Source organism: Dyadobacter sp. NIV53 (assembly GCF_019711195.1).
Taxonomy (GTDB): domain Bacteria; phylum Bacteroidota; class Bacteroidia; order Cytophagales; family Spirosomataceae; genus Dyadobacter.
On record NZ_CP081299.1, the window covers coordinates 204060 to 226997 of the forward strand.

A 22938-nucleotide genomic window follows, 5' to 3' on the forward strand; every position below is an offset into this window, starting at 1 on the left:
CTTTATAACAAAAAACTCCTGCAAGCAGGAGTTTTTTGTTATCAGGGAAATTTTATTTTAGTAGATTATGCTCCTACAACCGAACGGCGAATGATATTCAAAGCAGAACCTGCTTTAAACCATTCTATTTGTTGTGCATTATAAGTATGGTTAACAGCAAATTCCTCGCTGGTACCATCAATATGATGCAAAACAATTGTTAGAGGAACACCTTCTGTAAAAGTATCCAGTCCAATGATGTCAATAGAATCGTCTTCCTGGATTTTTTCATAATCGGCATTGTTGGCAAAAGTCAATGCCAGCATACCTTGTTTTTTAAGGTTGGTTTCATGAATCCGGGCAAATGATTTTACCAGAATCGCACGAACACCAAGAAAACGAGGTTCCATGGCGGCATGTTCACGGGATGAACCTTCACCATAGTTTTCATCACCAACCACTATTGTTCCGATCCCATGTGCTTTATAATCACGTTGAACCGCAGGAACTTCTGCATATTGGTTACTCAGCTGGTTTTTAACAGTGTTGGTTTTTTCGTTGTAGAAATTGACCGCACCAATGAGCATGTTATTAGAAATATTATCCAAATGGCCGCGGTATTTCAACCAAGGGCCAGCCATTGAAATGTGGTCAGTTGTACATTTTCCTTTTGCTTTGATAAGCAGTTTCAAGCCTTTCAGGTCAGTGCCTTCCCATTCCTTGAAAGGTTCCAGAAGCTGAAGACGATCAGAAGTAGGGCTAACTAAAACCTGTACCGTACTACCATCCTCAGCAGGAGCCTGATATCCTGCATCTTCAACATCAAATCCTCTCGTTGGAAGTTCCAGGCCACTTGGTTCATCAAGCATCACTTCAACCCCATCCGTATTTGTCAACTTATCAAATCGGGGGTCAAAAGTAAGACGACCGGCGATTGCTAAAGCTGTAACTATTTCAGGAGAGGCAACAAACGAGTGCGTATTTGGGTTACCATCAGCACGTTTCGAGAAGTTACGATTGAAAGAAGTAATAATGGAGTTTTTCTCGCCTTTCTCAGCACCATGTCTTGCCCATTGGCCAATACAGGGCCCACAAGCGTTCGCCAAAACCACACCGCCAATTTTAGCAAAAGTATCAAGGAAACCATCACGGGCAACAGTAAAACGTACCTGTTCGGATCCCGGTGTAATGGTATATTCAGAAGTGACAACCAGTTTTTTATCAACAGCCTGCTGTGCAAGAGAGGCCGCACGGCTCATATCCTCATAAGAAGAGTTGGTACAAGATCCGATCAAACCTACCGAAAGTACTTCCGGCCATCCGTTTTCTCTAACTGCGGTAGCAAATTTAGAAAGCGGCCATGCAAGATCCGGAGTAAATGGTCCGTTTACATGAGGTTCAAGTGTAGAAAGATCAAGTTCAATTAATTGGTCATAATATGTCGCAGGATCTGCATAAACTTCGTCATCAGCTCTGAGATATGAACTTACAGCATCCGCAGCGTCAGCCACATCAGCGCGGTCTGTTGCACGAAGATAATCCGATATTTTTTTGTCGTAAGTAAAGATAGAAGTAGTCGCTCCAATCTCGGCTCCCATATTACAGATTGTACCTTTACCGGTTGCAGAAAGGCTTTCAGCTCCTTCGCCGAAGTATTCAACAATATAACCTGTACCACCTTTAACAGTTAACTGGCCGGCAACCCAAAGTATTACATCTTTTGCTGCTGTCCATCCACTGAGTTTCCCTGTTAGTTTCACACCAATCAGGCGGGGCATTTTCAATTCCCATGCTAAGCCTGACATTACATCACTGGCATCGGCACCGCCCACGCCAATCGCGATCATACCTAAACCACCAGCGTTAGGTGTATGTGAATCCGTTCCGATCATCATACCACCCGGAAATGCATAATTTTCTAAAACAACCTGGTGAATAATTCCGGCTCCTGCTTTCCAGAAACCTAAACCATATTTGTCTGAAACGGACGAAAGAAAATCATAAACCTCTTTATTTTTGTCTTCAGCATTTTTCAAATCCTGTACTGCTCCAACCTCCGCCTGAATAAGGTGATCGCAATGTACAGTTGACGGAACAGCAACCTGAGGCCTTCCTGCCTGCATGAATTGTAAAAGAGCCATTTGAGCAGTCGCATCCTGCATCGCAACACGGTCTGGCGCAAAGTCTACATAAGCCTTTCCGCGCTCATAAACCTGTGTAGGCATACCTTCCCACAAATGAGAATACAAGATTTTTTCTGCCAATGTTAAAGGCCGCCCTTCTATTTGACGCGCAGCTTCCACCCTTTCTTTCATTCGGGTGTATACACCCTTAATCATATCTAAGTCAAACGCCATAGTAATTAAATTAATGTCTATACATTCACACTTATCAAAAACTGAGCCACCAACGATTAAATGGTGTATTTCCGTTTAGAATGATCGCCGCCTGTAAATTAAGGATCCAGGCCTGCGAAACACTCAGAACAGATTCTATCTGCTTAACTGCTTAACAGGAGGCGCGAATTTGGTCAGGTCAATGCCAACTACAGCAGCTTTGTATTCATCTATATTAGGAATCCGGCCAAGGATTGCAGACAACACAACCACTGGTGTGGATGCAAGCAGTGATTCTCCTTTTTTACGATCCGAATCTTCAACGACTCTTCCCTGGAAAAGACGGGTTGATGTTGCCAAAACAGTGTCCCCTTTTGCAGCTTTTTCCTGATTACCCATGCAAAGGTTGCAGCCAGGACGTTCCAGATACATCATATTTTCGTATTCTGTACGTGCCGCAACTTTCGGAGCACTATCGTTAAACTCGAAACCTGAATACTTCTGCAATACCTCCCAATCACCTTCATTTTTGAGCTCTTCTACAATGTTGTAGGTAGGTGCTGCCACTACGAGCGGTGCATGGAATTCAACCTTACCTTGTTGTTCTTCAAGGTTCCTAAGCATTTGAGAAACAATTTTCAGATCTCCCTTGTGAACCATACAGGAACCGACAAAACCAAGATCTACTTTTTTATCTCCGCCATAGTGCGAGAGCGTCCGAATTGTATCGTGCGTGTAGCGCTTGGAAACGTCTTTATTATTGACATCAGGATCCGCAATCATTGGCTCAATGATCACATCAAGGTCAATAACCACTTCTGCAAAATACTTTGCATTTGCATCCGGAACCAGCGCTGGTTTTTCACCTGATTTAATCTCTGCAATCCTCTTATCAGCCTTGTTGATCAATCCCTGAAGAACCTGTTTATGGTTTTCCATACCCTTGTCGATCATGATCTGGATTCTGCCCTTTGCAATTTCCAGTGATTCAATCAGTGTGTCGTCTTCAGAGATACAGATGGAGGCTTTTGCCTTCATCTCTGCAGTCCAGTCTGTAAAAGTAAATGCCTGGTCAGCTGGAAGTGTTCCGAGATGAACTTCAATGATCCTGCCCTGGAACACGTTCTCTCCGCCAAACTTCTGGAGCATCTGAGCTTGCGTTGCATGAACTACATCACGGAAATCCATGTGATCCTTCATGTCGCCCTTGAACGTCACCTTTACAGATTCAGGAATTGGCATCGACGCTTCACCTGTAGCAAGCGCAAGCGCAACCGTTCCGGAGTCAGCACCGAAAGCAACGCCTTTGGACATTCTTGTGTGAGAATCGCCACCAATGATGATCGCCCACTCGTCAATCGTGATATCGTTAAGAACTTTATGAATTACATCGGTCATAGCATGATATTCCCCTTTCGGGTCCCGCGCAGTAATAAGTCCGAAATCATTCATAAACTTCATCAGTTTTGGAATATTGGCCTGTGCTTTTTTATCCCATACTGACGCAGTGTGACAACCCGACTGGTATGCACCGTCAACGATTGGCGAAATGACCGTAGCCGCCATTGATTCCAGTTCCTGAGCGGTCATAAGACCGGTAGTATCCTGTGATCCTACGATATTGACCTCAACACGTACATCCGAACCGGCGTGCAAAACTTTGCCCGGAGTGATACCAACAGCATTTCTGTTAAAGATTTTCTCTACTGCTGTCAGACCTTGATCCTCGTAAGAAATCTCCTTCGACGGAGCAAATACCAGAGGAATTTCAATCCCCAGAATCTTTGATGCGATTGTTTGTATTTTTTTACCAAATACAATAGCGTATGATCCGCCAGCCCTTATAAATTCCCTTTTCTGAGGTGTAAGAGCCTTAGAAATATCGATCAGTTCCTGATCACCGTTATAAAGCTTTTTTGTTTTCGTATTGATCGTAAGCACCGTGCCCGTAGCAACAGAATAAGTTTCCTCTAAAACAGGGTCACCATTTTCATTACGAACAATGTTACCATCTCCATCCAGTTTTTTCACCCAGTTTTTGAGATCAATACCAATGCCACCGGTAACGTCAACAGTTGTGAGAAAAATAGGAGAAATACCATTTGTTCCTCCAACGATCGGAGCAATATTTACGAATGGGATGTATGGGCTCGCTTGTTTACCAGTCCACAAAGCCACATTGTTTACTCCTGACATTCTTGATGAACCTACACCCATCGTGCCCTTCTCAGCAATCAGCATCACGCTCTTGTCAGGATGTTCTTCCTGTAAAGCTTTGATTTCCTGCTGCGCCTTGGGAGTGATCATACATAACCCATGAAGTTCGCGGTCGGACCGCGAGTGGGCCTGGTTACCAGGAGAAAGCAAATCAGTCGAGATATCGCCCTCGCCGGCAATAAAAGTAACTATCTTAATTTCTTCAGCTATATCCGGAAGATTTGTAAAGAATTCAGCCTGAGCATAGCTTTCAAGAATTTCCTTAGCAATTTCGTTACCACTTTTGAATGCCTCCTTTAAACGGTCTACATCCGCATCATAAAGGAAAACCTGTGTTTTAAGAACCTTTGCAGCTTCTTTAGCCTTAAAGAAATCGTCACCCAGAGCTATATCAAGTAATACTTCAATAGAAGGCCCGCCTTTCATGTGAGATAATAACTCAAATGCAAAGGCCTGTGATATTTCTTCCAGTACGGATTCGCCAAGAATAATTTCTTTTAAAAACCTGGCTTTCACACCAGCAGCACTAGTGGTTCCTGGTAAGGTGTTGTAAATAAAAAATCTAAGAGAATCTTCCCGATATTCGTTAGCTGAATCTTTAATTTGAGCAATGATTTCACCTAGCAATTCGGCACCATCAATTGGCTTTGGATGAAGCCCCTGGGTTTTTCTTTCTTCAATCTCTTTGATGTAATCCTTATAAATATTCATTAATCAAAATTGGGATTATCAGTTGTCAATAAACACGCGAAAATACTAAAATAACCAACATCAATAGGGTTCTAATTGTATTTTACAGCTATTTAGCATCATTATGAACTAACGTCGCATTTAATCAACCGTAACACGGTAATTTTTGTTCTTTAATTGTATGATTAATTATGAAATATGGTGTAAAAATCAGGTAATAAAAGTACCTCAAAATCAAATTTATCATACAGCTTTTCTAAAGTACTTTGATTTTTTGCAGGTTTGTGCCCTATATTTGAGCATCGAAAGTGCTGTTTAGTATATTAAATCCAAAATTATGTCTAAAAATCTGGTGATCGTTGAGTCACCGGCGAAGGCCAAAACCATTGAAAGTTATTTAGGCGCAGACTTCACTGTCAAGTCTAGTTTTGGACACGTTCGTGATCTTCCGGAGCATGATATGGGTGTCGACGTAGACAATGGTTTTTTGCCATCCTACGAAATCTCGGCCGATAAAGTAAAGGTCATATCGGAATTAAAAAAACTGGCAAAAGGTGCGGAAGTATGGCTTGCAACGGATGATGACCGTGAAGGAGAAGCGATATCATGGCATTTAAAAGAAGCATTGGGCCTGCCTGATGATACCAAAAGAATTGTATTCAGGGAAATCACTAAAACGGCTCTTCAAAATGCGATCCTGAAACCGCGTATTATAGATGTAGACCTTGTTGACGCCCAGCAGGCACGCCGGATTTTAGATCGTTTAGTAGGTTACGAGCTTTCCCCTGTACTTTGGAAAAAAATAAGAATTGGTAAATCCAACCTTTCCGCGGGTCGCGTACAGTCGGTAGCCGTTCGTATTATTGTAGAACGCGAGCGCGAAATTGAAGCATTTAATAGTAAAGGCAGTTTTAAAATTACAGCGAGTTTTAATCTTGGAAATGGTAAAGTTTTATATGCCGAACTATCAAAAAACTTCGCGTTAGAAACCGACGCAATGGCATTTCTTGAGAAATGTGTCGGAGCAGAATTTTCAATAAAGAATCTTGAAGTAAAACCAGCAAAAAAAACACCGGCACCGCCATTCACTACTTCTACATTACAACAGGAGGCTTCCAGGAAATTAAGTTTTTCAGTTGCCCAGACCATGACGGTCGCCCAGCGTTTATATGAAGCAGGTAAAATATCCTATATGCGTACGGACTCTACCAATTTATCGGAAGAGGCATTACAAAAAGCACAGGATCAGATCATAAAAGAGTACGGAAAAGAATATTTTTTCAAAAGAATTTTTAAGACCAAAAATGAATCGGCGCAGGAAGCTCACGAAGCCATCAGGCCAACTGATTTTTCTACATTAAATGCCAGTAGTGACCGTAACGAGCAGCGATTGTACGAGCTGATCTGGAAACGAGCTATTGCCTCCCAAATGTCGGATGCACAACTTGAAAGAACGACTGCTACGATTAAGATTTCCACTACTTCCAGAAGAACTTATAGCTCAGGGAGAAGTAATCAAATTTGAAGGGTTCCTCAAAGTGTACCTGGAATCGAGTGATGAAGAAAGTGATGAAGAGCAAAAAGGAATGTTGCCACCATTAAATATCAATCAGATACTTCAACTGGCAGTAATGAAAGCAACTGAACGCTTCACCAGAAATCCACCCCGGTATACTGAAGCCAGTTTGGTTAAGAAGCTTGAAGAAATGGGAATTGGACGGCCATCTACCTATGCTCCTACCATTTCCACCATTCTGCGCAGGGAATATGTGATCAAAGAAGACCGTGCGGGAATTGAAAGAGAGTTCAAGGAAATGTCTTTGACTGAAAATCTTATTTTTAGTAAGATCAACAAGGAAACTTACGGGACAGAAAAATCGAAGTTATTTCCTACGAGTACAGGGATGGTTGTAAATGATTTTTTGGTAAACAATTTTGAAGATATTGTAAACTATACTTTTACAGCAAAAGTTGAAAAGGATTTTGACCATATTGCTGACGGGGAACTTGCCTGGCAGAAAATGATCAGCAATTTTTATACACCATTTCAAAAGAAAATTACTGAAGTCAAAGAAGAAGCCATAGATAGAAGCCTTACTTCGCGTGACCTTGGAGAAGATCCTGTTTCGGGCAAAAAGATATCAGTAAGGATTGGAAAATACGGACCTTATGTCCAGATCGGTGATGCTGAGGACGAAGAAAAACCAAAATTTGCGAGTTTACTGAAAGGCCAGCTTATGGAAACCATTAAGGTTGAAGAAGCAATGGAACTGTTCAAATTACCACGAACTGTTGGTGTTTTTGAAGAAAAAGAAATGTCAGTGAACATAGGCAAATTCGGCCCTTATGTAAAACATGATGGTAAATACTATTCCCTGAAACCAACGGACGACCCGATGGCGGTAACGGAAGACCGTCTTGTTGAAGTAATAGAAGAAAAAAGATTACTGGAAAGCAGCAGGCTAATTAAGGAATTTGAAGAAAATGAGAACGTAAAAGTCCTGAACGGAAGATATGGCCCTTATGTTGCATTTGAAAAAAGAAACCTGAAAATTCCGAAAGGAACAGATCCTGCCAGCCTGACATACGAAGAAATACTAAAAATAGCTGCTGATACGCCTGATAAACCTGCTGGTCGCGGATTCAAAAAAGCAGCACCAAAAACCGCTGCACCGAAGAAAGAAGCAGTCAAAAAGGAAACGGTTAAGAAAGAAACAGTCAAAAAGCCTGTAGCTAAAAAAGTAGTAAAGAAATAAAATAAAGGTTTCACGCTAAGTAATGAAGAAAAAAACGGGGAGAATACTAAGAAAACTCTTCGCCCTTTGCTCTTTAACTGCGCGGCGTCCGCTTACCTACTCTGCGTGAAACCTGTCTTCACCCGGCACACAAAATGAAAAAACTAGTCGTTCTTACCGGAGCAGGAATCAGTGCTGAAAGCGGTATCAGCACTTTTCGGGATAATGGTGGCTTATGGGATACTTACAGAATTGAAGATGTAGCCACTCCCGAAGCCTGGGAGAGAAATCAGGAACTGGTACTGCAATTTTATAACGAAAGAAGAAAACAAGCAGAATCTGTAAAACCAAATGCTGCTCATTACGCGTTGGTTGAGCTGGAAAAAGACTACGATGTCACGATTATAACACAGAATGTAGATAATCTGCATGAAATAGCAGGATCATCCAAAGTGATCCATTTACACGGCGAATTGTTCAAATCCCGTAGTACTAAAAATCCCGAACTGGTTTATGAAATGAAATCCTGGGAACTGAAGACCGGCGATTTGTGTGAACTGGGAAGCCAGCTTCGCCCACATATTGTCTGGTTTGGTGAAGAAGTTCCTATGATGGATATGGCCGTAGAAATCACCGAAAAAGCTGATATTTTTGCTGTCATTGGTACATCCCTTGCTGTTTATCCGGCAGCAGGACTTGTAAATTACATAGAACTATCCAAACCCATTTTCATCATTGATCCTGCACAACCTGAAATCAGGCTGAAACACAACATGATTTTTATTCAGGAAAAGGCAACGGTGGGAATGGAGATACTGAAAAAAGAATTATCATCATTGTAAAGCTGAGAGCCCGGAGCAATCAGCTAAAAGCTAAATAAAATTATCAATGCAATTACTTGACGGGAAAGCAATTTCAGCCCAGATCAAATCCGAAATTAAAATTGAAGTTGAAAACTGGATATCTTCCGGTGGTAAAAAACCGCATTTGGCAGCCATATTGGTTGGACAGGATGGAGCAAGCGAAACATATGTTGCTTCTAAAATCCGCAGTTGTGAAGAAATTGGCTTCACTTCTACCCTACTAAGATTCGGCGCCGATACAACTGAATCTGAACTTCTGGAAGCGGTAGAATCTTTAAATCAGAATCCTGATGTGGATGGATTTATCGTTCAGCTTCCATTACCCAAACATATTTCTGAAAATACGATTATGGAAGCCGTTGATCCAAAAAAGGACGTGGACGGTTTTCATCCAATCAATGTAGGCCGTATGTGTAAAGGCCTTCCTGCATACATTTCTGCGACACCGTTTGGTATTCTTGAAATGCTGATACGTGCGGGAATTGAAACTAGTGGCAAACATTGTGTAGTAATCGGCCGCAGCCAGATTGTTGGCCTGCCCATGAGCATTTTGATGCAACGTAATGAATATCCGGGCAATTGCACAGTTACGATCACACACAGTAAAACTAAAAATCTGAAAGAAGTTTGTCGGACAGCTGATATTTTAATTGTTGCACTTGGCCGTCCTGAATTTGTAACTGCTGAGTATGTAAAAGATGGTGCGGTTGTCATTGACGTAGGAATCAGCCGTGTTGAAGATGCATCCAAAAAAAGCGGCTTTGCCATAAAAGGTGATGTGAATTTTAATGATGTGGCTCCAAAAGCCAGTTTTATTACCCCTGTTCCGGGGGAGTCGGTTTAATGACTATTTGCGGCTTGCTGACTAACACTTTAAAGGCAGCTCGGAAGGAAATTTATGATTGAGTGAATTGAAGATATTAAAGTATGAAACTCCTTATTGATCTTGAGATAAATTAAGATTATTAAGGAGTTTTTGCTTTTCACTGCTTTGGATAACTTTCAATATCCAGTATGAATAAACTAAAATTTACTAAAAATTAACCCCTGGATATTGTTTATTTTTTTCAATGATTTTAATCGGATGAAATGATATTTACTCAATTTATTTAGCACCATTTATAATTTAGTTATGGTTTTGCTGGAATCTTTCCATTGATTTAATGGAAAAGACTTAATTGGTAATATTCAAATTAGTAGCATTACAAAATGGAAATAAGCCTTATTCAAAAAGCCAAATCTCTTCCCAAAACCTCACCAAATTCCATTTTTACTAAAAATTTTGTTATTTAGTATGTAACTTTCCCGGAAAGGTTTATTTATGAGCATTGTAAGCAATAATATCAAGTATCTCAGGAGGTTGAATGGCCTTACTCAGGAACAATTTTCCAGAAAAATTGCGATAAAACGATCTTTGCTCGGGGCTTATGAAGAAGCACGTGCTAATCCGAATCTTACTAATCTGAAAAATATGGCGGCGGCTTTTGGTATCAGTGTAGACCAATTGCTAAAAAATGACCTTCGGAAATTGCGCGAAACTCCTGATATGTCGTTGCCCATCACTGCTTCCAGGCCAATGACGGTATCACATTCAGGATCGGCATCTACTTCTGCCCGCACACCAACTTTTGCCGAACCCCAGCCTTTGTCCAAAATTATGGACAAATACCAGCAGCCAAAGCAGGAAATCCGAACTGTTGCGCGTCAGGTGAATCTTAAACCTGTGAACGGTGATACCTATCCGCCGGTGAATGTATCCAGAAATTCACCAGTAACAACCAATCAGCCAGTCAATCAATATAAACCTGAAAATAAAATTGCAGGACAGCAAAGTTCGCCACAATTACCTATTTTCAATAATCAATATCCACCAGTCAGTCAGGTAGTTCAGGAACAAAAAATTAATAGTCAAGCCAATTATCCTACCGTTCAATGGGTAGCGAAAAGTCAATCGAAAGAATACATCGCAAATTGCCAGAACCCGGTGTTCCTCACTCAGCTTCCCTCATTTCAATTACCAAATTTACCTACAGGTTATTACCGGGCATTTGAAAGTGGCGCTGATTTTATTTATCCGGGCTCCTTGCTTATCGGGACATTCATAAGAAACTGGTATGAAATACAGAATGATACGCAATATGTGTTTGTCCTGCATAACCAGGGAATTGTATATCGTAAAGCTTTCAATCAGGTTAAAGAAAGAGGTGTACTCATATTGGTTTCTGATATCGCAACCATACCTGATACAGAAATTGCTCTACAGGAAGTTATGGAAGTCTGGGAGATAAAAGCTTTTATCAGCCTTCAATTGCCTGCACCCCAACCATCAATAGAAAGAATAGGTCATCTGGTTGATGAAATGTATAAAGAGCTGAAACAAAGGAAATAAACAGTGTCAGGAGTTCAAAGTTTACAGATACAGGATCTGCTTCAAAGTAAACATGCATCTTGTTGATAGCAACTAAAAATCGATAGTGTCAAGCTGAATAAACTTAACACTATCACTGATATTATCGCAGTGTCAACGAAGTAAATAAGGATTCTATTTTGGCTAGTTCCTTGCTTTTGGCGGTTGGTTCCACTACTGCAACACCCATTTGATACCATAGATCGCCTCCTGCTGAAATATAGTTACCGCTTTTGACCGGTCTGGCTTCGGAAGCATTGTCTTCAATAAATTCTGCTTTGTAAACCGTATCCATCACCTTTTGAAGCTGTGCCCAATCCAGTTTTTTGGTTTCTCCATTATTAACCAATATAAATGTTTTATTGGCAAATGAAGCTTTTAGTTCCAATAAGTTTTTTTATCAGAGTCAATTTGTAAGTAACTCATTTCAAATGGTTTCTCACGTCCGCCTGACTCAAATATAGCCTGCATAAATTCCTGAAGAAAATAAGACCAGCGTTCTTTGTCAACCGGATAAACTGTTACTTCTTTATCGTTTTCTTCTATTTCAATCTCAATAAAATCTTCAAATTCCTTTTCCTCTCTTTGTCTGATTATTTTAGAAGAAGACAGAATATTCTGAAATTCTTTGATCCAAACCGCAGGTACCGATCCCCTGTATTTGTAATCATCATCCATTGAAAAACCTTCGTCCAGAATTTCATCCTCATCCATATCTTCGCGATCGGTATAAGAAATTGAAAAATCTACTTCCAATTCGACATTGGAAATAAGGTCTAATTTAAGTGTGTAAAAATGGGAAAACGGTGCAGGAACCACCGGCGCCGACTGGTACCTAATAATGTATTGACCAGGAATTTTAAGATTTTTATCCATTGATAGTTTTAAAAAGCATTTCAACAGTACGGCGCTTGTCGATTTTGTCCGTCTCTGTTTTTACAAACTGATTTGCAAAGTAAACATGTTTTGGTATTTCATACGCTGAAACTTGCTTTCTTATTTCTTCAATTATTAATGTTGCCGGCAAATCGTGATCGTTTTTTTCTATCACAAGAATTAATTTCTGACCTAACTTTTCATCTTGCTCATACCAGGTAAAATAGGAGGCGGTATATTCAAGATCATAAAAAACCGAAGCAACTAATTCATCCACCCGATCCAGGATTATCTTCACACCACCGGAATTGATCACGTTATCAATCCGGCCAAGCCATGTAAAAGCACCGTCCGAAATGATTTTGATAAGATCATTAGTCTGGATTATTTCACCGTTTGTCATCGGACCGGAAACATACAAACAACCTCTTTCATCGTTTCCAATATTAACTCCGCGCAAAACGGTGTAATTCTCCTCAATACCAGGACAATTTAATTTTCGAAGTGCAATGTGTGAGACCGTTTCGGTCATACCGTAACTTTGGTAAACCTGAACATTCAGATCAGCTATTTTTCTCAACAAAGAAACACTGACAGGAGCTCCGCCTAAAAGTATTTTACCTAAGTTATTCACTTTGCTCTTCGTTTCTTCATTTTCCATACAAGAAATGAACTGCATCGGAACCATGGCAACAAAATCGAATTGATAATCATTTTTTAAACTGAGCAATGGATTGGAAGCTGGTTCTATAATGGTCAGTTCCCAGCCAAGCTCCATTCCACGTACCAACATCATCAATCCGGCAACAAACGACACGTTTAAACAAACCAAAGCCCTTGTTCCTTTTCCAAGATTTAGTGCTTCACCTGTCATTAGGGCGCTGCTTCTCAGCTGACTTCTGGTAACTGTGATCGTTTTAGGTGCGCCAGTTGAGCCGGATGTTTGCAAATCAAAATCTTCTTTATCACTCATCCAAATCTGCATGAAATCGTATGCCTTTTGAAAATACAGATTTTCAGGACGTGATTGCATTTTTATTGTTTCAGGATTAGTTTTCCATGTTAATTCCAAAGTAAATTCTTTTATGCTCATTAGTTGTTATTCGTCTCTAAAATGTCAATGAAAACAAAACATATTCGAAAGTTATTCAATCATTTTTGAAGGAAACCCAAACTATCTGTAATTTCGGGGATTGAAACCCAATGTGAATGGTTCAATACGGTCTTTCTTATGATACATTCACTCATTAATAAAATCACATTCATTGCTCCATATGTCTAATTCAGCTCAATGGGAAACCATTAAGGAATACGAAGAAATACTTTTTTCACTTCACGAAGGAATCGGAAAAATAAGCATTAATCGTCCACACAAACACAACGCATTTACACCAAAAACTGTTACTGAAATGATTGACGCGATGCATATTTGTCGCGAAGACCCCCGTATTGAGGTGATTATTTTAACAGGAGAAGGTGGAAAAGCATTCTGTTCAGGGGGCGACCAATCTGTTCGGGGTGATGGTGGTTATATAGGTGCAGATCATGTTCCGCGCCTAAATGTGCTGGATTTACAACGCATGATCCGTTCGATACCGAAAGCCGTAATTGCGATGGTTGCAGGCTGGGCCATTGGGGGCGGACACGTTTTACATGTTATATGTGATTTGTCGATCGCAGCAGAGAATGCACGTTTTGGACAAACCGGGCCCAAAGTAGGTAGTTTCGATGGTGGTTTTGGTGCATCTTACCTGGCAAGAGTGGTCGGCCAGAAAAAAGCGCGTGAAATATGGTTTCTTTGCGATCAGTATGATGCACAGGAAGCATTACAAATGGGATTGGTTAATAAGGTTGTTCCTTTGGAAGATCTTGAAACAACCACAATTGAATGGTGTAAAAAAATCCAGCAAAAAAGTCCGTTATCTATCCGGATGCTAAAAAGTTCATTCAATGCAGAACTCGATGGACAAGCAGGAATTCAGGAACTTGCCGGAAACGCAACACTTTTATATTATCTGAGTGAAGAGGCAAAAGAGGGCAAAAATGCTTTCATTGAAAAGCGTGAACCTGATTTCAGCAAATTCACAAAGTTCCCGTGAAAGGGAGTTAAGAGTTAAAAGTTAATGAGCCGCCGCCGCTTGGTTTAAAGTGCCATTCAATTTGAGTGAACAGAACAATTGACCATGGAGGTGCGCTTTAAACTCATAAACTCCAAGCTCATAAACTTTATACAATTAAACTCCAAAAAATGAACTACTGGCTTATAAAATCTGAACCTGATACCTATTCCTGGGATGATTTCGTGAAGGAAGGACAATCTATGTGGGATGGTGTTCGTAATCATACTGCCCGTTTAAATATGATGGCTATGAAAAAAGATGATTTCGCACTTTTCTATCATAGCAATGAGGGCAAAGAAATTGTTGGCCTTGCAAAGGTTACGAAAGAACATTATCCCGATCCGACAGCAGAGGATCCAAGGTGGGTCGTAGTTAACTTTGAACCGGTAGAAAAATTCCCAAGACCTGTCACACTTGCAACCATTAAAGCAGATGAAAGATTTCAGGATATGGCGCTTGTCCGTTTATCAAGATTATCTGTTGGACCCGTTAAACCGGAAGAATTCGATTTCATTCTTGCAATGGCACATGACTAAAACTCATTTATTCCGGCTAACAGCTTTGTTATTGATTGTGTTTTTCATGCATGTATCAGTAACATCAGCCCAGGTAGTAAAAAGGATAGAGCTGCCACTGGTTGGCAATAATTCTCCATATCAGGCAATGCCCCTGGGTGAAAAAGGGGTTTTGTTGATTTCAAAACCAGAGAAAGGTACTTTTAATGTTCAAAAGTTTGATACAGAACTCAATAGGGTCTGGTCAATTGATGGCACAGTTGAAAATAACCTTGACTATATAGCTTCCTCTTATGATGGACAATCGGTTTTTTTGTTATTCAGCAAGTACCGAAGTTCGTTATATCAAATCGTGAAAGTGAACGTTGGGCCCGGATTCGTTGAAACTTTCACGATCAACACGCTGGATCGCTTTGAGATCACTGATTTTAAGACACTGGGATATTCGGCATTTATGGCGGGTATGGTTCGCAATGAGCCGGTTTTACTTCATACGGTTCTTACTACTTCCCAAACCCGCGTTTTACCCTCAGCGATTAAGGGTTCCAATGCAATACAAACCCTTGAAGTTGACACCCTTAACCATCTTGTCAACGTTTGTTTTGCGGTAAAAAAGGAAGGCAGACTAAAATTGTGGCACGTTCTTATGAAGAAACAGGAGAACTTTACACGCAGGTTTCGGTAGATCCGGAAGACGATTATTCGTTGCTTAGCGGTCGTTTACAAGTTTTGAACGATTCTGTGCGTATGGTAATTGGCACATATGGTTACCGAAATATGCAAAGCTCCAGCAATGCAGCATCTCAGGGTTTATACATCAGCAAAATTGTAAATAACGATTTGATTTTTACACGTTACCACAGCTTCACGGATTTCAAGAATTTCTTCAATTTTATGGACGATCGTCAACAGGAAAAAATGGAGAAAAGGATTCGGAAAAAGAAAGAAAGCGGTGATGACCTGAAATTAAATTACCGTTTGCTGGTACATGACATAGTGCCTAAAGGAAACAATTTCCTGATGGTTGCGGAGGTTTTTTATCCTGAATACCGTTATCAAAGCCCGAATATGATGGGAGGCCTGGGATATGGCGGGATGATGGGTTATCCATTTGGAATGGGTTTGTACAATCCCTACTTATGGAATCCTATGTACGGAGGACGTGGTATCAATCAACAAATATTTGATGGATTTACTTATACCCATGCAATTGTTGCTGATGTTGATCAGAATGGAAAACTTTTATGGGACAACAGTATCAGCTTCGACCATGTTAAAAGTATGGATCTTCGCGAAAAAATAAAGGTTCAGTCAGCAAGAAACGGTAATACACAGCTGGTTTACAGCCATGATGGTTCGGTCAGAAGTAAAGTGATCAAAGACAGCCAGGTGATTGACGACAATAAAGTAATTCCAAATTCGACAAATATTGAAGGCGACAAGGTGCGTAAAACGAGTACAGATGATATAGATTACTGGTACGATAAATTTTACCTTGCCTGGGGCGAGCAGCGAATCGTAAATGCTGCGGGTGACGCACAGACCAGAGGACGCCGTAATGTCTTTTACCTCAATAAAATATCTTTTTGAGCCGTTTGCTTTTAGCCCTCCTTTGAATTTCATATTTTTTGTGTGGTATGCGATATTAGTTAGTGTCTCTTTCCGCTAATTAATTTTTTCATTATCCGCCATTTATAATAAACATTTTTTAATTCACAATTACCCGGATGCTACTACTTTCACCAGACCAACATACTGATTATCAATTAATAGATTCCGGTGGATTCGAAAAGCTGGAGCGCTTTGGTCCTTATATACTTTCCCGTCCTGAACCGCAGGCAATTTGGGATAAATCCTTATCAGTACAGGAATGGGAAAAACGTGCCAATGCTACTTTTAAACGTGATAAAAATTCTCAAGAGAAGGGACAATGGGTTTCGAAAGCTGATATGCCCGACAAATGGGTATTTCAATACCGGACCAACACGCTTCATTTAAGAGCGAAACTTGCCTTGTCATCATTTAAACATGTAGGTGTTTTCCCAGAACAGGCGACGAATTGGGATTACATTTCAAAAAAATTAAAACAAATTCCGGAAGATAAGCCTAACGTACTTAACCTGTTCGCCTATACAGGGATTGCATCTCTGGCAGCAAAATCTGCCGGAGCAGATATTACGCATGTGGATTCTGTGAAACAAGTGATTAACTGGTCTCGTGAAAATATGGAGCTAAGCGGCCTTGATAACATTCGCTGGGTGGTTGAAGATGCGCTTAAATTCGTTCAGAGAGAAGTAAGAAGAGGAAATCAGTACAACGGAATAATTCTTGATCCTCCTGCATATGGCCGGGGGCCAGATGGTGAAAAATGGCTTTTGGAAGAAAACCTGAATGAAATTTTAAGGTTGTGCGCTTTGTTATTGAAGAAGAAGAATTTCTTTTTTATCATCAATTTATACTCATTAGGTTTCTCTGCACTTATTGTCGAAAATCTGGTCAAAGCACATTTTGGTGATCAGATCCATCACGAATTTGGAGAACTTTTCATTCCCGATTCTTTTGGAAAAAAGCTGCCACTTGGAGTATTTTCCCGATTTTCGGATCAGAGTGTCTAAATTATTAATAGATTGTTCAATTTTGTAATATGATTGAAACAGTGCATAAAATAAAACCGGATCAGCAACTTACATGAAGGTGAACCGAATTTTATACCCGATATTTTATTCCCTCATCATTTTGGCCACGACTTGTATTTTACAGTCCTGCCAGAGTGATGCCAGAAATAATACGCGTATTCCTCCCGTAATAAAGAATACAAAAGCAAAATTGGAAAAAGACGCTTTATTATCTCTCACCGAGCTGATTAACCGCAACATTGACCAGAACTCTAATTATTTCAAAAGAGCGAGGATCTATTTTGACAAGGAGCAATTTAAGCAGGCATTGGCTGATATTAACGAAGCGATTGAAGAACAGGAAAATGTTGGGGAATATTTTTTATTGAGAGGTAAGATTAACAGGGAGATTGGCGAAATGGATCTGGCATTGGAAGATGCCGAACGTGCCGAAGCTTTGCAGCAGAACAGCCCTGAACTGTATGTGTTGCTGGCCGATATTTTACAGGTAAAAGGAAAATTCAGGGAGGCCGGTAAATATCTGAACCAGGCAATGCAAATGGCTCCTTACGATGGATCTGCTTATTATGTTAAAGGAATGCTGGAAGCCCGCCAGGGTGATTCTCTTTCTAGTCTGACCAGTTTAAGCTATGCGATGAATGTAAATCCTCGTTTGCTTCGTGCCTATCTGCAGAGTACAATTATTAATAGGAAACTACTGAATTATGATCAGGCACTGGTTATTAATGATATGGCTATAAAAAGGTTCCCGAATATGCCGGAGCTTTATTTTGAAAAAGGCGAGCTATATAATGTCCTGGCCAAGCCTGATACTGCTATTATTTATTATCAAAAAGCGGTTTCTCTTAATCCTAAATATACGGAGGCTCTATACCAGATGGCAACCTATGAAATTAAGCAAAGATATTATTACAAAGCACTTGTATCGTTGCAGCAATTGCAGAAGGTAAAACCTGACTATCCGCTTATCAATAATATGATAGGGCTTTGCTATGAAAAAACGGGTGACTATCCAAGGGCACGTGAATATTATACCGTAGCGCTGAACATGAATGATGCCGACAGGGATGCACATAACGGATTGTGGAGGATCAGAGTTCGGGAAACCAACCCTTCTTATTATTCCGGTGAATCCGATGAGCGGCAATACAAGTTACTGGACACCGCACGTGTAAAAATCGACCTGATACAACCGCGAAAAAGTATAAATATGCAGGTTGATTCGTCACGAAAAGCGAAAATTCAATAGATTTGCAACTTTACAGGTTCTAATTTAACCTAAAATTTGTCGACGGATAAATAAAACTGTTATTTACCTGGCCAATTTAAGGTCCATCAGAAATAACAGACTAAATTACTGTTAACGAATAATCTATAACGATCATAGTACAACTTTGAATGAAAGACGAGTCTCAAATTAAAATTACTCTGCCCGATGGTAGCGAACGGTTTTACCCAAAAGGTATTACTGCTATGGGCATCGCTTTAAGTATTAGTGAAGGCCTTGCCCGCAATGTAATTGCTGCAAAGGTGAATAGTGAAGTGTGGGATCCGTCACGTGAAATAACGCAGGATTCTTTAGTAAAACTTCTCACGTGGAATGACGAAGAAGGAAAAGCTACTTTCTGGCATTCATCAGCGCATTTGCTTGCAGAGGCATTGGAATCGCTATATCCAGGTATTAAATTTGGAACAGGGCCTTCTATTGAAAAGGGTTTCTACTATGATGTAGACTTGGGTGAACAATCCATTTCACAGGATGATTTTCCAAAGATTGAAGCTAAAATGCTTGAGTTGGCCAGGCAGAAAAATGAATATCTCCGTAAGCCAATAAGCAAAGCTGATGCTGTTGACTTTTTTACTGAAAAAGGCGATGAATATAAGCTTGAATTAATTGATGGCCTTGAAGACGGCTCTATAACACTTTATGAACAAGGTGCATTTACTGACTTGTGCCGTGGGCCCCACATTCCAAATACAAGTATAATTAAGGCTGTAAAGCTGACAAATATTGCCGGGGCATACTGGCGCAATAATCAGGAAAACAAAATGTTAACCCGGATTTACGGGATTACTTTTCCAAAACAAAAAGAATTGGAAGAGTATGTGACATTGATGGAAGAAGCAAAAAAACGGGATCATCGCCGTTTGGGTAAGGAACTGGAATTGTTTGCATTTTCGGAGAAAGTTGGCCAGGGATTACCTTTGTGGCTGCCAAAAGGTGCTATGCTGCGCGAACGTTTGCAGGCATTTTTGAGCAAGGCGCAATCCAGAGCCGGTTATTTGCCAGTTGTTACTCCGCATATTGGAAGTAAAGAACTTTATGTGACTTCCGGGCACTGGGATAAGTATGGAAAAGACTCATTTCAGCCAATTAAAACACCAAATCCGGGTGAGGAATATTTGCTGAAACCGATGAACTGTCCGCATCATTGTGAGATTTACAAAACTTCTCCACGGTCCTACAAAGACTTACCACTTCGCTTTTCGGAATTTGGGACTGTATATCGTTATGAGCAAAGCGGTGAATTACATGGACTTACACGGGTAAGAGGATTTACGCAGGATGATGCGCATATTTTCTGCCGGCCTGACCAGGTTAAAGAAGAATTCGTACGTGTAATAGACCTCGTTCTTTATGTATTCAGGTCCTTAGGCTTTGACGATTATAGTGCACAAATCTCACTTCGTGATCCAAATGACAAGCAAAAATACATTGGAAAAGATGAAGATTGGGAACGTGCAGAAAACGCAATTATTGAAGCTGCTCAGGAACGTGGACTAAATACAGTAACGGAATTGGGTGAAGCGGCTTTTTACGGCCCGAAACTTGACTTCATGGTACGTGATGCTTTGGGAAGAAAATGGCAGCTTGGAACGATTCAGGTTGATTATCAGCTCCCGCAGCGTTTCAGCCTCGAATATACTGGCTCTGATAATCAGAAACATACACCTGTAATGATTCACCGCGCACCTTTTGGTTCTATGGAAAGGTTCATAGCGATTTTGATCGAAAGTACTGCCGGACAATTTCCATTGTGGCTTTCACCTGAACAAATTGCCATACTTCCGATTTCTGAAAAATACGGAGATTATGCACAGGAGATATTTGCCAGATTACAAGATCAGGATATCCGAGGATTTGTAGACAACCGTGATGAGAAGATAGGACGTAAAATTCGTGATGCGGAAGTTACAAAAATCCCATTTATGCTTATTGTCGGTGAAAAAGAGATGGAAGAAGGTAAAATATCTGTCCGAAGGAAGGGAGAAGGTGATCTTGGAAGTATGTCTGTGGAGGAATTTGCGGCTTATTTTAAGAATGAAGCAAAATTAATTTGATCATTTTATTATTTTTACTTATTATTCCGCCATGAAGGCACTATTTTTGTGCTAACGATGTTAACTTTTTTGATTTTCACCCAAAAACCCAAAAATCACCAATCCCAAGTTATATGGCATTAAGACCCCCAAGTGGACGTTTCAGAGTTGTAGAAGAACCTTATAAAATAAATGAACGCATCACTGCAAAAGAAGTTCGTCTGGTAGGCGAAAATATTGAAGCAGGTGTTGTAGATATCAATACAGCAAGAGCAATAGCGAAAGCACAAAACCTTGATTTAGTTGAAATTGCACCAACAGCGGTTCCACCGGTTTGTAAAGTAGTAGACTATTCCAAGTTTAAATACGAGCAGAAGAAAAAGCAAAAAGAAATAAAGGCGAAGGCCCAGAAGGTTGTTATCAAAGAAATCAGGTTCGGCCCGAATACAGATGATCACGATTTCGATTTTAAATTAAAGCATGCGATTAATTTCCTTAAAGAAGGTTCGAAAGTAAAAGCGTACGTTCATTTTGTAGGACGTACTATTGTGTTTAAGGAAAGAGGAGTTAATCTTTTGAAGAAATTTTCGGAGGCTTTAACAGATTACGGCAAACTGGAAATGGAGCCAAAGCTGGAAGGTAAAAGGATGACGATTATTCTTGCACCGGCTGTTGCCAAGAAATAATAGATACCGTTATATTACCGGAAAACGTATTGCAGACTCTATATCTGTAATACGTTTTTTGTTTTAGCCAGAATTTACTAATTTTGCGCGCTGTTTTATATTTATTCAATTATTACTTATTTGTATTATGCCTAAAATGAAAACCAATTCTGGTGCCAAAAAGCGTTTTTCGCTTACAGGTACTGGAAAAATCAAACGTAAACATGCGTTTCACAGTCACATCCTGACCAAAAAATCAAAAAAGCGTAAAGCTGGTTTGGTAAAAACTGGTCTTATTGATGTGTCTAACCACAAACAAGTATTGGCCTTGCTTGGAAAATAATTCCGAAAGTCAATAAAATTTAAAATACCATTCCGGTTTTTTGTTCAACCCGATAGAAGGCTTTCAAGTCTCAGCAGAGCGCCGACCATCAAAAACAGTTTAAATTATGCCACGTTCAGTAAATCATGTTGCGTCACGTGCAAGACGTAAAAAAGTATTAAAATTAGCGAAAGGCTATTTTGGCCGTCGTAAAAACGTATGGACAGTTGCCAAAAATGCAGTAGAACGTGCATTGGCTTACGCATACAAAGGCCGTAAACAGAAGAAACGTAATTTCCGTGCTTTGTGGATTCAGCGTATCAACGCAGGAGCACGTATCCACGGATTATCTTACTCAGTTCTTATGGGCAAACTTAGTGCAAAGGGTGTAGAACTCAACCGGAAAGTACTTGCCGATCTGGCAATGAATCATCCGGATGCATTTAAAGCAATTGTTGATCAGGTAAAGTAAAACAGCATCCCGCCAACTTCCGGCGGGATTTTTTTATGTATGGCTATTATGAATATGTTACCTTTGCTGTAAAGGATCGTCAGACTAACCGTACTTAAAATAATATCCAATGTTAGATCAGCTATTAGGCCTTATACAACAGAATTCACAGGAAGCCATTGTTCAAAATCCTGCCATTCCAAACGAAAAAAATGACGACGTGATGCAGACCTTATTAGGTTCTGTTACAGGCGGATTGCAGGAACATGTCCATAGTGGCAATATACAGGGCATTATGGGACTACTTTCTGGTAATAGCGGAACCTCATCATCAAGCCTGATGAATAATCCTATCGTGTCATCCATTGCCACAAAAGCGATCAGTGCAATCATGCAAAAGTTTGGTATGGACAGCAGTGCTGCCAGCGGAATTGTTGCTTCGGTTCTTCCTGGCGTTCTTGGTGGATTGATCAGCAAAATAAGTAATCCCGGTGATTCAAGTATCGACTTTAACGGAATGCTTGGTGGTTTACTTGGCGGTGGTTCCAGTACAGCTAATCAAGCGCAATCTTCCGGTTTTGACTTCAATCAAATCGGATATGCTATGGCAGACGGAAAACTGGACATGAGCGATCTGATGCGTATGGGAGGTAGCCTGATGGGCGGTGGAAATACTTCTGCAGCGGCAAATAATCAACAACAAAGTGGCGGAATGGATCTCGGCGGACTGCTCGGCGGTCTTTTTGGAAAATAAAAAAGATGTTTCTTTATTAATATAAAACCGGCTGTTTCATTTATTGGGACA

At 40.3% G+C, this 22938-nt stretch carries 18 protein-coding genes and 2 pseudogenes; 15 read left to right on the top strand and 5 right to left on the bottom strand.

The window, feature by feature from the left end:
• Positions 1–65 precede the first annotated feature (65 nt).
• Together KZC02_RS00950 and KZC02_RS00955 are read right to left on the bottom strand one after the other, a co-directional pair.
• Complete coding sequence (locus KZC02_RS00950) at positions 66–2336, bottom strand: aconitate hydratase (RefSeq protein ID WP_221392379.1); 2271 nt, start codon at positions 2334–2336, stop codon at positions 66–68.
• Positions 2337–2471: 135 nt separating this feature from the next.
• Positions 2472–5243, bottom strand: a complete 2772-nt coding sequence (locus tag KZC02_RS00955; protein WP_221392380.1) for a bifunctional aconitate hydratase 2/2-methylisocitrate dehydratase — start codon at positions 5241–5243, stop codon at positions 2472–2474.
• A 316-nt stretch (positions 5244–5559) separates the two neighbouring features.
• Here KZC02_RS00955 and topA point away from each other — a divergent pair.
• The 4 genes and pseudogenes from topA to KZC02_RS00975 all read left to right on the top strand — a co-directional run bounded on the left by topA (position 5560) and on the right by KZC02_RS00975 (position 11209).
• Positions 5560–7978 (top strand): annotated as a pseudogene (gene topA / locus KZC02_RS00960) (type I DNA topoisomerase).
• Between the two features lie 134 nt (positions 7979–8112).
• On the top strand, positions 8113–8799 hold the full coding sequence (locus tag KZC02_RS00965) for an NAD-dependent deacylase (protein ID WP_221392381.1): 687 nt from the start codon (positions 8113–8115) through the stop codon (positions 8797–8799).
• 46 nt (positions 8800–8845) lie between these two features.
• Positions 8846–9726 (top strand): annotated as a pseudogene (locus KZC02_RS00970) (bifunctional 5,10-methylenetetrahydrofolate dehydrogenase/5,10-methenyltetrahydrofolate cyclohydrolase).
• A gap of 415 nt (positions 9727–10141) precedes the next feature.
• The gene (locus KZC02_RS00975) at positions 10142–11209 is read left to right on the top strand and encodes a helix-turn-helix domain-containing protein (RefSeq protein WP_221392382.1); all 1068 of its coding nucleotides are present in this window, start codon (positions 10142–10144) and stop codon (positions 11207–11209) included.
• 121 nt (positions 11210–11330) lie between these two features.
• On the opposite strand, the gene KZC02_RS31320 is transcribed toward KZC02_RS00975, so the two are convergent.
• Genes KZC02_RS31320 through KZC02_RS00985 form a run of 3 tightly spaced genes read right to left on the bottom strand, consistent with a single transcriptional unit; the run spans position 11331 to position 13196 of the window.
• Positions 11331–11615 (bottom strand): hypothetical protein, encoded by a 285-nt coding sequence (locus KZC02_RS31320; protein WP_229253936.1) that lies wholly within the window; start codon positions 11613–11615, stop codon positions 11331–11333.
• A complete protein-coding gene (locus KZC02_RS31325; RefSeq protein ID WP_229253937.1) occupies positions 11606–12103 on the bottom strand; it encodes a hypothetical protein in 498 nt (165 codons plus the stop codon). The genes KZC02_RS31320 and KZC02_RS31325 overlap by 10 nt, the downstream gene beginning before the upstream one ends.
• The gene (locus KZC02_RS00985; protein WP_221392383.1) at positions 12096–13196 is read right to left on the bottom strand and encodes an AMP-binding protein; all 1101 of its coding nucleotides are present in this window, start codon (positions 13194–13196) and stop codon (positions 12096–12098) included. Before KZC02_RS00985 ends, KZC02_RS31325 begins: the two co-directional genes overlap by 8 nt.
• A gap of 181 nt (positions 13197–13377) precedes the next feature.
• Here KZC02_RS00985 and menB point away from each other — a divergent pair, with 181 nt between their 5' ends.
• The 11 genes from menB to KZC02_RS01035 all read left to right on the top strand — a co-directional run bounded on the left by menB (position 13378) and on the right by KZC02_RS01035 (position 22887).
• Positions 13378–14202 (top strand): 1,4-dihydroxy-2-naphthoyl-CoA synthase, encoded by an 825-nt coding sequence (menB, locus tag KZC02_RS00990; RefSeq protein ID WP_221392384.1) that lies wholly within the window; start codon positions 13378–13380, stop codon positions 14200–14202.
• A gap of 149 nt (positions 14203–14351) precedes the next feature.
• The gene (locus KZC02_RS00995; protein ID WP_221392385.1) at positions 14352–14759 is read left to right on the top strand and encodes an EVE domain-containing protein; all 408 of its coding nucleotides are present in this window, start codon (positions 14352–14354) and stop codon (positions 14757–14759) included.
• Positions 14760–14805: 46 nt separating this feature from the next.
• Positions 14806–15423: a hypothetical protein gene (locus tag KZC02_RS31330; RefSeq protein ID WP_229253938.1), complete on the top strand. Its 618-nt coding sequence runs from the start codon at positions 14806–14808 to the stop codon at positions 15421–15423.
• Positions 15372–16328 carry a hypothetical protein gene (locus KZC02_RS31335; protein ID WP_229253939.1) on the top strand — a complete coding sequence of 319 codons (957 nt, stop codon included), beginning with the start codon at positions 15372–15374 and terminating at the stop codon, positions 16326–16328. The genes KZC02_RS31330 and KZC02_RS31335 overlap by 52 nt, the downstream gene beginning before the upstream one ends.
• A 137-nt stretch (positions 16329–16465) precedes the next feature.
• On the top strand, positions 16466–17353 hold the full coding sequence (locus KZC02_RS01005; RefSeq protein ID WP_221392386.1) for a class I SAM-dependent methyltransferase: 888 nt from the start codon (positions 16466–16468) through the stop codon (positions 17351–17353).
• A 73-nt stretch (positions 17354–17426) separates the two neighbouring features.
• On the top strand, positions 17427–18623 hold the full coding sequence (locus KZC02_RS01010) for a lipopolysaccharide assembly protein LapB (RefSeq protein WP_221392387.1): 1197 nt from the start codon (positions 17427–17429) through the stop codon (positions 18621–18623).
• Positions 18624–18772: 149 nt separating this feature from the next.
• On the top strand, positions 18773–20716 hold the full coding sequence (gene thrS, locus KZC02_RS01015; protein WP_221392388.1) for a threonine--tRNA ligase: 1944 nt from the start codon (positions 18773–18775) through the stop codon (positions 20714–20716).
• A gap of 113 nt (positions 20717–20829) precedes the next feature.
• On the top strand, positions 20830–21381 hold the full coding sequence (infC, locus tag KZC02_RS01020; protein ID WP_221392389.1) for a translation initiation factor IF-3: 552 nt from the start codon (positions 20830–20832) through the stop codon (positions 21379–21381).
• 127 nt (positions 21382–21508) lie between these two features.
• On the top strand, positions 21509–21703 hold the full coding sequence (gene rpmI / locus KZC02_RS01025) for a 50S ribosomal protein L35 (RefSeq protein ID WP_221392390.1): 195 nt from the start codon (positions 21509–21511) through the stop codon (positions 21701–21703).
• Positions 21704–21809: 106 nt separating this feature from the next.
• Entirely contained in the window at positions 21810–22154 is a 345-nt protein-coding gene (rplT, locus tag KZC02_RS01030) for a 50S ribosomal protein L20 (protein WP_221392391.1), read from the top strand.
• A gap of 109 nt (positions 22155–22263) precedes the next feature.
• Positions 22264–22887 carry a hypothetical protein gene (locus tag KZC02_RS01035; protein WP_221392392.1) on the top strand — a complete coding sequence of 208 codons (624 nt, stop codon included), beginning with the start codon at positions 22264–22266 and terminating at the stop codon, positions 22885–22887.
• The last annotated feature ends 51 nt before the right edge of the window (positions 22888–22938 follow it).

Excerpts from the sequence above, each read along its gene's own strand:
- KZC02_RS00985 (WP_221392383.1), bottom strand. The coding sequence starts at position 13,196 with ATGAGCATAAAAGAATTTACTTTGGAATTAACATGGAAAACTAATCCT.
- KZC02_RS00950 (WP_221392379.1), bottom strand. The coding sequence starts at position 2,336 with ATGGCGTTTGACTTAGATATGATTAAGGGTGTATACACCCGAATGAAA.
- KZC02_RS00995 (WP_221392385.1), top strand. The coding sequence starts at position 14,352 with ATGAACTACTGGCTTATAAAATCTGAACCTGATACCTATTCCTGGGAT.
- rplT (WP_221392391.1), top strand. The coding sequence starts at position 21,810 with ATGCCACGTTCAGTAAATCATGTTGCGTCACGTGCAAGACGTAAAAAA.
- thrS (WP_221392388.1), top strand. The coding sequence starts at position 18,773 with ATGAAAGACGAGTCTCAAATTAAAATTACTCTGCCCGATGGTAGCGAA.
- infC (WP_221392389.1), top strand. The coding sequence starts at position 20,830 with ATGGCATTAAGACCCCCAAGTGGACGTTTCAGAGTTGTAGAAGAACCT.
- KZC02_RS31325 (WP_229253937.1), bottom strand. The coding sequence starts at position 12,103 with ATGGATAAAAATCTTAAAATTCCTGGTCAATACATTATTAGGTACCAG.
- rpmI (WP_221392390.1), top strand. The coding sequence starts at position 21,509 with ATGCCTAAAATGAAAACCAATTCTGGTGCCAAAAAGCGTTTTTCGCTT.
- menB (WP_221392384.1), top strand. The coding sequence starts at position 13,378 with ATGTCTAATTCAGCTCAATGGGAAACCATTAAGGAATACGAAGAAATA.
- KZC02_RS01005 (WP_221392386.1), top strand. The coding sequence starts at position 16,466 with ATGCTACTACTTTCACCAGACCAACATACTGATTATCAATTAATAGAT.
- KZC02_RS00955 (WP_221392380.1), bottom strand. The coding sequence starts at position 5,243 with ATGAATATTTATAAGGATTACATCAAAGAGATTGAAGAAAGAAAAACC.
- KZC02_RS00975 (WP_221392382.1), top strand. The coding sequence starts at position 10,142 with ATGAGCATTGTAAGCAATAATATCAAGTATCTCAGGAGGTTGAATGGC.
- KZC02_RS01035 (WP_221392392.1), top strand. The coding sequence starts at position 22,264 with ATGTTAGATCAGCTATTAGGCCTTATACAACAGAATTCACAGGAAGCC.
- KZC02_RS00965 (WP_221392381.1), top strand. The coding sequence starts at position 8,113 with ATGAAAAAACTAGTCGTTCTTACCGGAGCAGGAATCAGTGCTGAAAGC.
- KZC02_RS01010 (WP_221392387.1), top strand. The coding sequence starts at position 17,427 with ATGAAGGTGAACCGAATTTTATACCCGATATTTTATTCCCTCATCATT.
- KZC02_RS31330 (WP_229253938.1), top strand. The coding sequence starts at position 14,806 with ATGCATGTATCAGTAACATCAGCCCAGGTAGTAAAAAGGATAGAGCTG.